At 63.5% G+C, this 14,362-nt stretch carries 12 protein-coding genes; 7 read left to right on the top strand and 5 right to left on the bottom strand.

Going from position 1 to position 14,362, the window contains the following annotated elements; genetic code table 11:
* Positions 1-280: 280 nt before the first annotated feature.
* Complete coding sequence (locus HS101_02080) at positions 281-2,770, bottom strand: HEAT repeat domain-containing protein (protein MBE7505054.1); 2,490 nt, start codon at positions 2,768-2,770, stop codon at positions 281-283.
* Positions 2,771-3,523: 753 nt separating this feature from the next.
* On the opposite strand from HS101_02080, the gene HS101_02075 reads away from it, so the two are divergent.
* The 3 genes from HS101_02075 (at position 3,524) to HS101_02065 (ending at position 5,970) form a co-directional block, all read left to right on the top strand.
* Entirely contained in the window at positions 3,524-4,669 is a 1,146-nt protein-coding gene (locus HS101_02075; protein MBE7505053.1) for a hypothetical protein, read from the top strand.
* 333 nt (positions 4,670-5,002) lie between these two features.
* Positions 5,003-5,206: a hypothetical protein gene (locus HS101_02070; GenBank protein MBE7505052.1), complete on the top strand. Its 204-nt coding sequence runs from the start codon at positions 5,003-5,005 to the stop codon at positions 5,204-5,206.
* A 44-nt stretch (positions 5,207-5,250) separates the two neighbouring features.
* The gene (locus HS101_02065; protein ID MBE7505051.1) at positions 5,251-5,970 is read left to right on the top strand and encodes a biliverdin-producing heme oxygenase; all 720 of its coding nucleotides are present in this window, start codon (positions 5,251-5,253) and stop codon (positions 5,968-5,970) included.
* Between the two features lie 34 nt (positions 5,971-6,004).
* Here HS101_02065 and proC read toward each other — a convergent pair whose 3' ends face one another.
* The 3 genes from proC to wecB are packed head-to-tail and all read right to left on the bottom strand — an operon-like array spanning position 6,005 to position 9,043.
* Positions 6,005-6,841 (bottom strand): pyrroline-5-carboxylate reductase, encoded by an 837-nt coding sequence (proC, locus tag HS101_02060; protein MBE7505050.1) that lies wholly within the window; start codon positions 6,839-6,841, stop codon positions 6,005-6,007.
* A 22-nt stretch (positions 6,842-6,863) separates the two neighbouring features.
* Positions 6,864-7,925, bottom strand: coding sequence for a glycosyltransferase family 4 protein (locus tag HS101_02055; GenBank protein MBE7505049.1), 1,062 nt, complete (start codon positions 7,923-7,925; stop codon positions 6,864-6,866).
* Positions 7,910-9,043: a UDP-N-acetylglucosamine 2-epimerase (non-hydrolyzing) gene (gene wecB, locus HS101_02050; protein ID MBE7505048.1), complete on the bottom strand. Its 1,134-nt coding sequence runs from the start codon at positions 9,041-9,043 to the stop codon at positions 7,910-7,912. The genes HS101_02055 and wecB overlap by 16 nt, the downstream gene beginning before the upstream one ends.
* A 423-nt stretch (positions 9,044-9,466) precedes the next feature.
* Here wecB and HS101_02045 point away from each other — a divergent pair, with 423 nt between their 5' ends.
* The 3 genes from HS101_02045 (at position 9,467) to HS101_02035 (ending at position 12,545) form a co-directional block, all read left to right on the top strand.
* Positions 9,467-9,817, top strand: coding sequence for a carboxymuconolactone decarboxylase family protein (locus HS101_02045; GenBank protein MBE7505047.1), 351 nt, complete (start codon positions 9,467-9,469; stop codon positions 9,815-9,817).
* Between the two features lie 27 nt (positions 9,818-9,844).
* Complete coding sequence (locus tag HS101_02040; GenBank protein MBE7505046.1) at positions 9,845-11,491, top strand: right-handed parallel beta-helix repeat-containing protein; 1,647 nt, start codon at positions 9,845-9,847, stop codon at positions 11,489-11,491.
* 112 nt (positions 11,492-11,603) lie between these two features.
* A complete protein-coding gene (locus tag HS101_02035; protein MBE7505045.1) occupies positions 11,604-12,545 on the top strand; it encodes a helix-turn-helix transcriptional regulator in 942 nt (313 codons plus the stop codon).
* 37 nt (positions 12,546-12,582) lie between these two features.
* On the opposite strand, the gene HS101_02030 is transcribed toward HS101_02035, so the two are convergent.
* Entirely contained in the window at positions 12,583-12,984 is a 402-nt protein-coding gene (locus HS101_02030) for a VOC family protein (protein ID MBE7505044.1), read from the bottom strand.
* A gap of 206 nt (positions 12,985-13,190) precedes the next feature.
* On the opposite strand from HS101_02030, the gene HS101_02025 reads away from it, so the two are divergent.
* Positions 13,191-14,282: a hypothetical protein gene (locus HS101_02025; GenBank protein ID MBE7505043.1), complete on the top strand. Its 1,092-nt coding sequence runs from the start codon at positions 13,191-13,193 to the stop codon at positions 14,280-14,282.
* Positions 14,283-14,362 lie beyond the last annotated feature (80 nt).

The following is a 14,362-nucleotide window of genomic DNA, read 5'->3' as shown; positions in this document are numbered from 1 at the left end:
GTGGGGAAAAAAACAGCACCTCGAGCGAATCGGCGGAAACCCTACCGTTTTTTTGCCGCGGAGCTTGCCGCGACTGCGCACATGGGCGCTCGTCAGTCGGGTTGCGAACTCGACCCCCGGCCAAGTCCACTTAGCGCTTACATCGCTCGAAGCGCTCGTCAATAGATAGATAGCACACGAACAAGTGGAATGCAATTTCTTTCGAGCGATTTTTCGTTTCGGACCTTGATACCCGCGAAGCGTTAACATCGCGTCGAGAATTCAATCGAAAATCAACTCATTACGACGGGTTCTCAATCGGTCGCGGGGTCGCGTTCTGACTCTCGATCGCTTCTTTCAGGCGATTAAGGGCCTGCGCGCGATCGCTCGCGGTGCCGCCGTTCTCAACGCCGGGCCATGAGGGCACAAAGCGCTTCGCCAGTTGAACCAGGCGAACTTCCACGTCGGTCGCCGCCTCGTCGTCCGGATTCGCACTGACAAGGCGATCGTAAATCCGCGGCAGCACGGCTTGTTTGCCCAGGTGAAACAGCTTGGCCTCGGCCTCGGGATCACGGGCGATGACCGCCAGAAGTTCATCAACGCTGCGATCGCGCTTCGCCCAAAGCGCGTCGCGAATACTCTGAAGCTCGCGCGCAAATGTGTCGCCCGCCTTATGGGCGAATCCGCCGAGCAGGTTGATCAAACCGAGCGCCGCCTCGTAGGAAGCGCCGTCCGACGCCGACGTCAGCCGTGCCTTCAACTCGGCGATGATCGCATCGGCGGCTCCGCGCGTGTCTTCCAGTTCGCCGTTGATCTGTTGCCCGTCGAAAAGCTCTCCGAGTCGGGCGACCGCCGCCGCATCCTCGCGGCCCTGGAAGAGCGCCGACAAAGATCGCAGCGCCAAAGCGGCGAAGCGATCCTTCTGCTTGCCGCCGAGCAGTCTCATCGCCTGTTCGAGACTGGCCGAGGCGGAGGTGAACTCCTTGAGCTCGACCTGCGCGTCCGCCATGCGCTCGAGGACGTCGATCTTCAGATTCTGAGCCAGCGCCTCGAACTGGGCCTCGTCCGTGCGAAGCGCCTTGAGCAGATCGAGCCGGTGTCGCTGGGACGAAGGGTCATCGGGAAGATCCATCCGGTCGGAAATGCGAATCTGCGTCTCGGCCGGGAGCCTTCGCGCGATCAGCAGATAGCTCTCCCAAGCCTCCATGCGGATCGCCGCATCCGATTCGCGATCGTTGTCCAGCCTGCCGCGAAGCGCCTCCAGGTCCCGCTCGTCCGAGCCGCATATCCCCAGCGCCGAGACCGCCGCCATGCGGATGTCGGGCGACGATGACTGCGTCAGCGGACGGATCGCATCGGCCGCGCCGGCATCCTCGCAGGTAGCCAAACTGGAAATGGCGGCGCTGCGCACGCGAACGGAACGATTGTCGGCGATTTCCGATTCCAGCACCTTCCGGAACGAGGCCGCGCCGATGTTCGCCATCGCCTGGATGAATCGCTCGCGCAGCTCGTCGTCCTGCGGTCCCAGTTTCCCGTAGCGGGCCTGCAACTTGTCGATGGCCGCCTGCGTGGTCAGCGGGTCCCGGTTACCGCCGCGCCGCAGCAGCACGCCCAGGGCCCCAGCCGCCTCGCCCACAACGACCGGAGAGTCGTCATCGAGCCGATCCATGAGTGGCGCCTGCGCCGCCAGATCGTCCAGACGGCCCAGCGCCGTCGCCTGTGCGGCGCGGACCTCATCGTCGATCTCGCGCTGCATCGCCTCGATCAACTGCGTGCTCGCCGAGGAAAGTCGCAGATCCCCGACGATCCGCGTCGCCTTCAATCGAAGGCGCGCGTCGGCGTCAATCGTCAGTTCGGCGATGCGCGCCCGCGCTTCCGGAGAGACTTCCTTTCGATCCGTGATAAGATCGTTGATCAGGTCCAGGCCCAATATGCGAACCGATGCCAGTTCGTCGCCCAGAAGACTCTGAATCAGTCGCGGGCGATCGGCCTCCGACGTCGCGAGGTAAGCGTCGCGGTATGCGCTGACCAGTCGACGTACCAGATCAGTTCTTTCGCGGATCAACCGCGAGACCTGCTGCGCTCGCGACTCGATGATCGCCCGATACCAGCCCTCGCCCGTCTTCGAAGACGTCCGTCGCCACCATGCCAGTGCCTCCGCCGCATCCGTCGCGCTTACGCCGGTTGCCTCGCCGAAAGCCATCAGGGCGGCGTGGCGAACGGCAGGGTTCGGGTCCTCCAATAGCGCAGCCAGCACGCCCAGCGCCTGGACATCTTCGCCCAGCGCGCCCAACGCTCGTATCGCGCCGATGCGCTTGGGGCGCGGGTTGGCGGGCTCAATCGCAATCGGTCGAAGCTTGGCCACCACGATGCGGCTGTCGAACTTTCGAATCGCCCGCGTCACCCCCTCGAGTGTGTCGGGCCTCGGGTTTCCAAGCAGCGAGATCAGCGGCTCCACAATCTGAGGTGAGGGCTTCTCGACTTCCGCAATCGCCGCGCAGACGGCCAACTGTGCCGCCAGATCCGGCGGATTGGCCGAGAGCACGCCGACCAGCTTGGTGATCGCCGCCTCATCCCCCGACTCCAATAGCAGCCGAGCGCCCAGCTTGCGAGCGTCCGGCGTGTTGTTCGCGGTGAGAAGGTTGAAGCTCTGGTCCAGCTCCGCGCTGACCGCCGGCGCAGTCGACGGAGTCACCGTCGCGGGCGGTGCCTCCGTCGGCTGCGCGCCGCTCGGCAATAATGCGCCCACCGAGATGAACAGGCAGGCTGCGAAGTTGGACAAAGCATACATCAGGAAATTATTAACTCCCGGAATCGCCGGATTGGGTTACTTGTCGCCGCGCGCAGCCCACCCCCTCAGAATGCACGCGGCTGAATGTACATGTTTTATTCCCATATCCAACTGCGGTCAAAACTTTTCGCCCTTCGGCGCTCCAAACCGTCGCGCCTGTGGCGCTCGCTCGCGCCGCCTGCCCAACCGGGGCGGATGCCGCAGAATTGCCGTCGACCGCCGACGCATCGAGACAGACACGCGCCCAATTCGCCCGTTAGAAAGTCGACCCATCGTCGATTCAGCTCGTTATCCCGGAGGTTCCTTTGCTTCGCGGTCCCGCTGTTCAATCATCGCAAGGTATGCATCCCCGTGACGACCCCGAACGACCCTCGTGAGTCGACCTCGAGGACGATTTCGCACGACAGGTTTCCCGGCCGAGCCCGCTTCCCAGGGGGCTTCGGACCACTTCGGCCACCTCGTGACCGGCGTTTCCAGCGTCCAGACGGCCGGATTCACCTTTTACGGACTACGGCACCGCAATTCCTGTTCTTGCAACCGGGCCCGCCGTCCGACATACAATCGGTAGGAATACTGTATAACGCCTCGCGTGGCAGCCATAACCAACTACAGGTACAATAGATGCTCATGTGTGCGATCCATTCAATCCACTCCACGAATCGAGTTCGGGCCTTTGTCAGATCGACTTTTCTGGCCGCAATCGCCCTCGCGCTGACGACCGCCGTCACGTCGGCACAGGAACCGGCGCCGCAGATGTCTACCGACACGCCGGTCTCCGCGACCCAGCCCGCCGGTGAGCAGAAAGTCACCGCCCAGACCCACCCGAATAATCCCGAGTTGTGGAACACCGAACAGATGATGGACGACGCCGTCGTCCAGATTTCGCGACGATACAACCTCAACGACGCTCAATCCGAGTACACCCGTCTGCTCCTGACCGGCCGGGTTCGCGCGTTCCTCGACATTCATGAGAAGGACATCCGCGAGCTGCTTCGCGAATCAATCGACCTGAGATTGGGCAAGTCACTCGGTTCCCCGCAGGCCTATCAGAAATGGGCCGAGCGGGCCGCGCCGATCTATCTCGCCGCACAGAATGCGATTCTCGAGGGCAACGCCGAATGGCGCGAGATCCTCGACGAAACGCAGAAGGTGACCCACGACGCCGATCTCGCCGCGATGCATGCCAACTTCGAGCAGGTCTCGCGCATGCTCGACACGTGGCGGGCCGGCAACGCACCGCCCATGCTCGCCAACGCCCAGCAGGCTCAGAACGCCCAGCAGACCGGCCTTTCCGGCGGCGGCGCGACGCCCGCTCAGCAGGGCCGCGTCTCCGACCCCCAGCAGCCCGTGATTCAGCGGCAGGTCGAAGATAGCTGGCTGGCTTACGTCAACCGGTTCATCGACACCTACCAGCTCGACGACAAGCAGGCCATCTCGGCGCGCGACAAGATTTACAAGGACATCCGCGATCAGGCCACTCGCTACCGCGATCAGAAGCGAAGCGAGTTTGCGGCGCTGGATGCCGAGACGCTGTCCGCCAAGCCCAAGTGGGACAAGCAGGAAATCGAGCGCCGCCGCAAGAAGCTCGAGCGGCCCATCGGCGACCTGTTCACCACGCTCGATCAGCGTCTGCGTACCCTCCCCGATCAAAAGCAGCTCCAAAGCGCCGACGCCGAGAAGATTCGCCAGCTCGAGGCCTGGTACAAGATGCTCGCCGGCCAGTTCGACATCAAGGAAACGAACGACAAGAAGGCCGGCACGCCGTCGCCCGCCCCGGCAAAGACGCCTGCTGCCCCCGCCAAAGACAAGCCGGGCGAACCCGCCGCCACTCCTCCGACGGATACCAAGTCCGACAAGGAGCCCGAGGCCGACCCGGAAAAGGGCAGCCAGGCGCCCTGAGCGCGATTTCACCCCCGTTCTCGATTCCAGGCTGAAACGCTCCCTCACTTCAAGTCAGATTGGTTGTTTCCCCGACATAACAAACGCTCTGCTGTTAGACCACGGTCTAATGGCGCCTATCGTCCGGTGACTCGCCATACCCGTCCTCCGGGGTGTTCCAAGCAGACCAGCAGGCCCGGTTTGAAGGCCTTGACGAAGGGGAGGAGCTTTATACAATGCGATTTTGAGACTCAGTCTCAAGTAGGGTTCGCGTGGCGACAGTCCGGCGGAGCGTTCCGCTCAAACAACTTGACTGCCCGCTACCCATCAGGCCTAGATATGGAGTCGTTCAGGATGAATCAACTCGCCGGTCACGCAGAAGCAGGTCGGTTCGCCGCCGAAAAGGGCGACTCAACGGATTCGCCAGCATCACCCGCCCGCAAGCCCGCCTTTTCCTGGCTCAAGAAACTGGGGTTCTTTGGTTTCATGTTCTTTTTGTTGAAGGGGTTGCTCTGGCTCGCGATTCCCGCCATTCTGGCCAATCGCCTCGCCGACTGATTCAATCGATTACCCACAGGGTTTTTCAATAGGAGACGAGAACGATGCTCGCGCAGGAAACTGACACACCCATCATGTTGAAACTCAAGACCGAGACTCAGGCCCGGCACGACGCCACCGAAGATGGAGCCTTCAATCAGGAGCTCGTCAAGGGACGTCTGCCGCTCGATCGCTACGTCGAGTCAATCGCCCAGCTCTTCCTGATCCACCGCGCCCTGGAATCGGCCCTGCGCGACAACAAGTCAAAGCATCCCGCCTTTGCCCGCGTCCTCCGCGACTACCAGTTCCAGGAGCCGTATCTCCGCGACGATCTCGCCTACTTTGAGCGCAAGGAAGATTCGATCAAGCCCCTTCCGGCCACCGAGAAGTTTCTCTTCGCGATCAGCCGCCTCGTCGAGCATTGCCCCGTCGGTCTTCTCGGCATGCAGTATGTTTTCGAGGGCAGCAACAACGGCGCCAAGTTCATCTCCCGCGCCGTCCGTCGCGCCTACACCCTGCCCGAGGGTCGCGGCACGACCTACCTCGATCCATACGGTGAGAATCAGCGCGACTACTGGCAGGCATTCAAGGACGACATGAACGCGTCATCCTTCTCGCACGAGGAGTCCACCGCCCTGATCCATGCGGCCTGCGGCGCCTTCGACCTGACCATGCAGTTGCACCGTGAGTTGTACGAAGGCGTCGGCCCCGCCCCGGCCCGTCCGGCCGAATCCGCCGCGCCGGCCGCCAAGCCGTCGGGCAAGTGCCCGTTCCATCACGGCTAGAGAGGCCTCAGCCGCGCCCGATCGATTTGCGCTTTTAGCTGTTCCCGCTGTTGGCGAGAAGTTGCCCCAACTCCCGGCCCCGCCGAAATGCCGCCAGCACCGCCTCGCGCACATGCTCCGCGACGCCGGACGCCTCCAGTTTTTTCATCGCCGCCTGCGTCGTCCCGCCCGGGCTCGTGACCGCGGCGCGCAATTCCGACGGTGATGCGCCTTTCTCCAGCAGCATCCCGCCCGCGCCGACGCACGCATGCGCCGCCAGCACCTGCGCATCCTCCGGCCGCAGCCCGGCAGCCACCCCGCCCGCCATCATCATCTCCACGAAATAATAAAAATACGCCGGGCCCGACCCCGCGACCGCCGTCACCGCGTCCATCAATTCCTCTCGCTCCACCTCCACGGTCACGCCGCCCGCGTTAAAGAGATGCCGCGACTCTTCCATGTCGTCCGCCGACGCGTGCTCACCGCGAAACAGCCCCGTCACGCCGCAGCCCAGGCCAAACGGCAGATTTGGCATCGCCCGCACGACGCGCACCAATCCGCCGCCCAGTTCCTCCGCCACGCGCCGTGTCGAGACGCCCGCCATCACGCTGACGATGACATGATCGGCTGTCACCGCCGGCAGGATCGTGCGCGCCGCCTCGGCGAAGCGCTGCGGCGTCACCGCGATCATCACCAGCCGCGAGTCCTTCACCACCTCGGCATTATCGCAAACGCTCACCCCGGCGATCGGATGCGCATCGAGCTTCTTGCTGTAAGAGATGGCGATGCGCTCGGCGCTCAGATAGCCGCTGGCAATCAGCCGGTTCACGATGATCCCCGCGATGTGGCCGCTGCCGACAACGCCGAGTGCGTATTTGTGGTCGTGAGACATGGTTCGTATCGCTCGCTCTCACTCAACTACGGGTCAATTCATTGTATGCATCGGCCAGCGGGGCCAGTGCCTTCGTCCATTCGTATCGGTCAGCGAATGCCCGTCCATCAGGACAAGGTCCCGCCATCGCCGCACGGCATGCCGCGGCGATGCTCCCCGGCGAGCCCGGTTCGCAGTAATGCGCCAGATCGCCGAAGTACTCCCGCACCGGCGGCACGTCCGCCACCACGATCGGCGTCCCCGCGGCCAGCGCCTCCATCGCCGAAAGCCCCGGCGTCTCGATGTACGAAGGCTGCACGCAGGCCTTCGCCCCGCGCCAGATGGCCGACATCTCGGCATGATCGACGCGCTCGCGAAACCGCACATTGCCGCCCGCCGCGCCTCGCATCGCCGCCGCATATCGCTCGCTGCCCTGCGATGGCTGCCCGATCACCAGCAACGTCTCGCCCGGCAGTTCGCGAAACGCTTTGACAAGATGGAGCTGGTTCTTGCGCGGACCGATGGCCCCGGCGCAGACGAACATCTTCCGCTCCGCGCCCTGCGGTTGCGTCTCGGGCCTGTTGATCCCGTTCATAACCACGCGAAACCGCTCTCGCGGTAGGCCGGGAAATTTCTCGATAATATGTTCCATCTCGGCAACGGAATTCGGCAGGATCATCCTCGCGTGTCTAAGTATCTCCGCCTGCGCATCCCGTGCAGCCGCCGCGCCCTGTCCATACCCGCGCCCCAGCAAGCCCCGCAGCCGCGCTCGAGTGCCGTCCGACAGGCACTTTCTGAGGATATTGCGCGGAAACTCATACGCATCCGCCGGTACCGCCGACTCCAGATCCCAATAGACGCTCGACAGCACAAACGGCTTACCCCGCGCGATCGCGTTGCGCGCCTGCGCCAGCGTCTCAAACGGCCGCGTCAGATTGAACAAGTGTACGATGTCAACGTTGGAGAGATCCGGTCTCAGCGTGTAATCCAGCGCCACTTCGTGCCCGAGACTTCGGAGAAACTTCGCCGTCTCCTCCATCTGCACCGTATCGCCGCCGGGGTGGGTCGGCGTGTCCGGCCGGTTCTGCATTAAGATGCGCGGCACGCCGAAGGCTCCCGCGAGAGATAAGCCTGAACGGCCCGCGCAATCCGCTCCGACGCCTTGCCGTCGCCATACGGGTTGCACGCTTGCGCCATCGCGTCATAAGCCGCGGCGTCGTCCAATAGTTCCGTCGCCTTCGACACGATCCGCCCGCGGTGGGGGCCCACAATGCACGCCGTCCCCGCCGTCACCCCCTCGGGCCGCTCCGTCTGATCGCGCAGCACAAGCACCGGCTTGCCCAATGTCGGCGCCTCCTCCTGCACCCCGCCCGAGTCAGTGAGTATCAGATGCGCCGACTTCATCGCCGAAACAAACTCCGGATAGTCCAGTGGTGCCGTCAGCTTGATCCGCGGATGCCCGGCAAGCAGCCGATTCGTCGTCGCCACGACGTTCGGGTTCGGATGCACCGGGTAAAGCACTTCAATCTTGTGCGACTCCACCAGGTCGCGAATCGCCCCGCAGATTTCCTCCAGCGGCGCGCCGAAGTTCTCCCGCCGATGCGCCGTCACCAGCACCAGCCGGTTCCCGTTCACCGGCTCGTGCACGCTCGGCAGGTCCTGCTCCACCGCCCACAGCAACGCGTCAATGACCGTGTTGCCGGTCACGTGCACGTGCTCCGCGCCGATTCCCTCGCGCAGTAGATTCTCCTTCGCCTGCTCCGTCGGCGCAAAGTGCAGCTCGCCGAGATGCCCGGCAATCACGCGGTTCATCTCCTCCGGGAAGGGCGAATACTTCTGATGCGTCCGCAACCCCGCCTCGATGTGCCCGAAGGGAATGCGCCGGTAGTAGCAGCATAGCGCCGCCACCATCACCGTCGTCGTGTCGCCCTGCGCCAGCACCATCGCCGGCTTCTCACGTGCGAACACCTCGTCTAGCGCCGGAATCATCCGCCCCGTCAGATCGGCCAGCGACTGATCCGGGCGCATCAGGTCGAGGTCGATATCCGCCGTGATCTTGAAGAAATCGAGGATCTGATCGAGCAGTTGCCGGTGCTGCGCCGTCGCCAATACATGCACGTCGGCCCAGCCCTGCCGGATGAATTCGTGCACCACCGGCGCGACCTTCACCGCCTCCGGCCGCGTGCCGACCACCATCATCACTTTCGGCTTCGTGCTGCTCATCGCGGCTGAGTATAATCCGCGTTCGTCAGTGTGCCTAATCATCGCGCAGGCGCATCACGGTAGCGCCACCCCTCGCGGGCGGCGACGAGATTCGGATTGGGTCACTGTAGCGCCACCCCTCGGGGGTGGCGAAGAGATTCGATTTGGATCACCGTAGCGCCACCCCTTGTGGGTGGCGACGAGGTTCGATTTGGATCACCGTAGCGCCACCCCTCGCGGGCGGTGACGAGAATCGGATTGGGTCACCGTAGCGCCACCCCTCGCGGGCGGTGACGAGAATCGGATTGGGTCACTGTAGCGCCACCCCTTGTGGGTGGCGACGTGATCCGAGTCGCGGCGCTTTTGATCCGAGCCGCGCCCGTGAGGAAGCGGTGAACAAGAGCCGAGTATGTCGAGTCAGCACTCCGTAAAGGGAAAACGCAAATGAGCGAACGACTAAGGCAATTCCGGCAGTTCCGCGAGAAGATGAACGAACGCATCCTCGCCGCGCAGAATCTCAACATCAACCGCTTCTTCACCCTCGACGGCGCGGCCTACAAGACCGGCGCCTGCGACGAGCTCACCAAGGAGTTCGCCGGCCTCTCCGCGTCGATGGTCCTGCGCTGTGACGACTGCATCGCCTACCACGTCATCCGCTGCAAGGAATGCGGCGCCACCGACGAGCAACTCATGGAAATCTTCAACGTCGGCCTCATCGTCGGCGGCAGCATCGTCATCCCGCACCTCCGCCGCGCCGTCGCCCTGCTCGACGAACTGAACGCCGAAGCAAAGTAACCGCGCAGCCCTCGCCCGGAGCAGATCATGCCTTGCATCAGAGTACCCATTCGACGCGGCTTGCCGTTTGGCGAGGCTGTCATGCTGGTTCTCATTGCGGGATGCGCTCCTGCGCCCCTCGAAATCTCCATGTCCGACCAGCGCGAGATCAAGACCAGCGAGACTTTCGTTCGTTCGCGCGTAAAGGTTGAAAAGCCGTGGAGCACTGGGTCGTTCCAGATTCGCACCGATGGGGTGACGGTGGACTTCGCGGATTCTGAGATCATGGGCTCCACTGCCGATACGCCGCCCAACAAGTATTCGTTGGTCGCGATAAGCGTGATAAATGCGAAAAACGTTACGATCAGAAATGCCAGTATCCGAGGCTTTAGAATCGCGATTAGCGCTCAATACGCCTCCGGCCTCACCATCGAAAACTGCGACGTCTCCAACAACTTCCGCCAGCATCTAAAAAGCACCCCCGAAAACGAACACACCGACGACTGGCTATGGGGCCACGAAAATGATCACTCCCAATGGGTTTGGTACGGCGCAGGCATCTACCTGAGCAACTGCGACAACGTCACCATCAAAAACTGCCGTGCCCGCGACGGCCAGAACGGCATCTGTCTCGTCAACTGCGACAACGCCACCATCATCGACAACGACATGTCCTTCATGTCCGGCTGGGGCCTCGCCATGTGGCGGTCGAACCACTGCAAAGTCCTCGGCAACCGCTTCGACTACTGCATCCGCGGCTACTCCCACGGCGTCTACGCCCGCGGCCAGGACTCCACCGGCATCCTTGTTTACGAACAGTGCTCCGACAACATCTTCGCCTACAACCGCGCCACCCACGGCGGCGACGGCTTCTTCCTCTACGCCGGCCACGAAACCACCCAGCGCACCGGCGAAGGCGGCTGCAATCGCAACATCGTCTACCGCAACGACTTCTCCCACGCCGTCGCCAACGGTATCGAGGCCACCTTCTCCGACGGCAACATCTTCCAGGAAAACAAACTCCACCACTGCGTCCACGGCGTCTGGGCCGGTTACTCCTCAAACAGCGTCATCAAGGGCAACGACATCGCCGATTGCGACAACGGCGTCTCCATCGAGCACGGCCGCGGCAATCAGATCGACGCCAACGACTTCGCACGCTGCGGTAGGGGGGTGTGGCTCTGGTGGGATGACGACAAGGACCTGATCGCGAGCGCCTACGGCCAAAAACAGGGCCACGACTCCGCCCGCGAGTCAATCCGCAGGAACCTGTTCGACGCCTGCAAAGTCGCCGTGCTCGCCACGACCAGTAAGGATGTCACCCTGGAGCAGAATCGTTTTTCAAACTGCGAAATCCCTATCCGCCTCACCGGCGAAACCACCGTCACCCGCTTCTTCGACAACGCCATCGAGTCCGGCCTCATCGACAACCAGACCACAACAAAGCTCGAAGGCATCGAAAACAAAGCCGGCTCCGGCGTCTCCCAGAAGGGCCCGGTTAACGTCTGCCGCGACGAGTGCGCCGACGACTTCGTCTCCGGCGCGCGCAGCCGCGCTCGACCAAGGCTCGACCCGCCCGATAAACTCCGCGCCCTCAAAGAACTGAGCCGCATCTCCCTCCCGCCGCCGCTCAAATACCTCCCCGAGGGCAAAGAGCACGTCGTCATCGACGAATGGGGCCCGCGCCACCCCTGATTCCCTCCCTCCCCTCACCTATCCCCACAATTCCGCAAAACTCCCGGGTTAGCCCCTCCCCATTTCTCCGTTCCTGTGATTGAGCCGCTCACAACCCCCGAAGGCCAATCCCATGGTTCAGACTGCCGCGCGATTCCGCTTCCTGGTGAATCCCCACTTCGCCGAGATCCCCACCAGCAACACGATTCTCTACACCCGGCCCGGCCGCTTTCACATCCGAGGCTACAAGACCACCCTCACCCTCAAGTCCGTCGCCGCCGGCTGCATCCGCTACCGCACCCGCCAGTCGCGCTACCTCGTCGACGACTCCAAGTTCCTCATCTTCAACCCCGGCCAGGAGTACGACACCGACATCCTCCCCGAAGACCACACCGACGCGATGACCTTCTTCTTCCAGCCCGGCTTCATGGAAGGCGCCGCCCAGTCGCATCACCGCTCGACCGACGGCGAACCGGATAGCGGCAGCGACGATCACGCCCTCAAGGAGCACGGCTTCTTCGAGCGCCTCTACGCCAAGGAGGGAAAGGTCGCCGGTGTCCTCCGCGCCATCCGCGCAGACATCCGCCACCTGCACGCCGATCCGTCCTGGCTGGAGGATCGCTTCTACGACCTGGCTCACGGTTTGTTAGACCTTCACGCCCAGACCAAGCGAGAGGTGGACGCGCTGCCGGTCCAGCGCGCCGCGACAAGGGAAGAGCTTTATCGCCGGCTGCATCACGCCCGCGATTTTCTTTACGCGTCTTATGCCGAGCCGCTGACAGTCCAGGATGCGGCGAAGGTCGCCTGCCTCTCGCCGTTCCATTTCCATCGAATGTTCAAGATGGCCTTCCAGCAGACCCCGATGAGCTATCTCCAGCAGCGCCGCCTCGACGTCGCCCGCGTCCTGTTGGCGAGGACCGAGCAGCCGATCACCACCATCTGCACCGAGGTCGGCTTCGAAAGCCTCGGCTCTTTCAGTTGGCTCTTCCGTCGCAAGATGGGCCTGTCCCCGCGCCAGTTCCGCGCCGCCCTCCGCCCCGACGCCGCCACCACCCCAACCGACTGCCGCCCGTAGCGGCCGGCGCCACTGCCGGCCGTGGAGTGCAAGAAAACTATCCCTCGAAAACCGTCACCTCGTCCACGAAGCACAGCTTGTTCCCGAACGGATCGCGCACATAAAACGACCGCTCCCCCCACGGCCGCTTCGCGATTTCCCCGGCCGCTTCACCGTGCACGTCGCCCGGTTCAAACGTCGCCCCCGCCTCTCGGCACGCCGCATACGTCACTTCAATGTCATCGACGCAGAAGTACAAGCACTCCGAAAGTGGAACCGCCTCATACCCGTCGCCGTCCGCCTTCGGGTCGAAGCACGCCAGTATCACCCCGCCGCAGTCAAAGTAGTGCCACCCAGGCGGCACCCGCACGTCGGCCTCCCCCAGCACCGTCTTGTAAAACGCCGCCGCCTTCTCAATCGACGTCACCGGCAAAACCATCCGAAACAACCTCGCGCCCATGCTCATCTCCCATCCCGGCAATCAACCGATATCCCGAACCGTCGCCAGCCTACCAGATGCCGTTCCCCCCATTCAACCTCGCGCCCCCGAACGTGACCCGCCCGCCCCCGCGTCTCCCCCGGCCCCGATTCTCGGAGCCGCCGCCCGATTTCCCCGCCCCCGCACCCAACCCCAAAGTCGCCCGCCCCCCGGGACGATAATCCGACATGGCTCAACGCCGAAAAGAAAGAAACCGCGTCTCGCTCATCGAGCGAAAGCTCGCCGAGTCCGGCGTCAAGCTCGACGGCCGCGTCCTGCCCCAGCACAACCCCGTCAGCGCCACGACCATCCACGGCAAGCCCGCCGTCATCTTCGGCTCCCTCTTCGTCGCCATGGGCGTCTTCATCTGCCTCATGGTCACCGGCGTCATTCCGTCAAAAACGAAAAGCGCCGACGCGCCGCCCTGGGTCGGCGTCATCGCCGGCTCCATCTTCGCCATCGCCGGTCTGTGGGTCGTGCTGCACGGCCTCGGCGGCGTCCTGCGCCAGCGCTGGTCGCGCAAGATGAAGCTCCGCTACGGCGACGAGCTCTGGCGCTCCGACCACAAGTGGAACGAGCACTGCGCCCGAGACATGCAGGCCCGCGGCGTCCGCCAGATGCTCTTCGGCATGCTCTTCATGATCCTCTTCGCCGCCCCGTTTAATCTCGTTCTCTACGCAGGTCTCAAAGAGGGATCGGCAGTCGGCATGGTCTTCGGTTGCGTCAATCTCTTCGTCGCCGTCTACACCATCGCCTTCTTCTACCGCCTCGCCCGCTGGATGAAGTACGGCACCGGCCAGGTCCGCTTCCGCAAATGTCCCTACTACCTCGGCGAAAAACTCGAGCTCGACTACGTCCCCGCCCGCAAACTCTCCAACGTCACCAGGCTCACCTGCACCCTCCGCTGCATCCGCGAGGCCTACATCACGACCCAGTCCGGCAACGACACCACGACGACCATCGTCTCTTCCGCCCTCTACGAGCAGACGCTCGACATCGCCGGCGACGTTGCGGCCTCTTCCTACGACCGATCCATCGCCCTGGCCTTCGACGTCCCCGCCGACGCGCCGCCGACCTGCCTCATCGAAGCGCCCCCGACCTACTGGCACCTCGAAATCTCCGCCGAAACCCCCGGCGTCAATCTCAACTCCAGCTTCCTCCTACCCGTCTATGCCCCGCGCGCTGTCCGCCCCGCGCCGACCCCGCCGCGCCCCGCACCCCAGCCCAATGCCAATCAACTGAAGGCCGCCATCGTCGAGGCCGTCGCCTCGCGCCGCTGAATCACTCACCCTCATTGCCCGCGCAACCTGAGCCGCATCGACGTCGCCAGGATTGCGATATAATCCCTTCCGCAGAAGCA

The organism is Planctomycetia bacterium (genome assembly GCA_015075745.1).
Lineage (GTDB): Bacteria > Planctomycetota > Phycisphaerae > UBA1845 > UTPLA1 > UTPLA1.
This window is presented reverse-complemented; position numbering and strand designations above follow the sequence as displayed.

What these genes read in the sequence shown, in the direction of transcription:
- HS101_02080 (MBE7505054.1), bottom strand. Translation starts at nt 2,770, where the DNA reads ATGTATGCTTTGTCCAACTTCGCAGCCTGCCTGTTCATCTCGGTGGGC.
- HS101_02075 (MBE7505053.1), top strand. Translation starts at nt 3,524, where the DNA reads ATGTCTACCGACACGCCGGTCTCCGCGACCCAGCCCGCCGGTGAGCAG.
- HS101_02070 (MBE7505052.1), top strand. Translation starts at nt 5,003, where the DNA reads ATGAATCAACTCGCCGGTCACGCAGAAGCAGGTCGGTTCGCCGCCGAA.
- HS101_02065 (MBE7505051.1), top strand. Translation starts at nt 5,251, where the DNA reads ATGCTCGCGCAGGAAACTGACACACCCATCATGTTGAAACTCAAGACC.
- proC (MBE7505050.1), bottom strand. Translation starts at nt 6,841, where the DNA reads ATGTCTCACGACCACAAATACGCACTCGGCGTTGTCGGCAGCGGCCAC.
- wecB (MBE7505048.1), bottom strand. Translation starts at nt 9,043, where the DNA reads ATGAGCAGCACGAAGCCGAAAGTGATGATGGTGGTCGGCACGCGGCCG.
- HS101_02045 (MBE7505047.1), top strand. Translation starts at nt 9,467, where the DNA reads ATGAGCGAACGACTAAGGCAATTCCGGCAGTTCCGCGAGAAGATGAAC.
- HS101_02040 (MBE7505046.1), top strand. Translation starts at nt 9,845, where the DNA reads ATGCCTTGCATCAGAGTACCCATTCGACGCGGCTTGCCGTTTGGCGAG.
- HS101_02035 (MBE7505045.1), top strand. Translation starts at nt 11,604, where the DNA reads ATGGTTCAGACTGCCGCGCGATTCCGCTTCCTGGTGAATCCCCACTTC.
- HS101_02030 (MBE7505044.1), bottom strand. Translation starts at nt 12,984, where the DNA reads ATGGGCGCGAGGTTGTTTCGGATGGTTTTGCCGGTGACGTCGATTGAG.
- HS101_02025 (MBE7505043.1), top strand. Translation starts at nt 13,191, where the DNA reads ATGGCTCAACGCCGAAAAGAAAGAAACCGCGTCTCGCTCATCGAGCGA.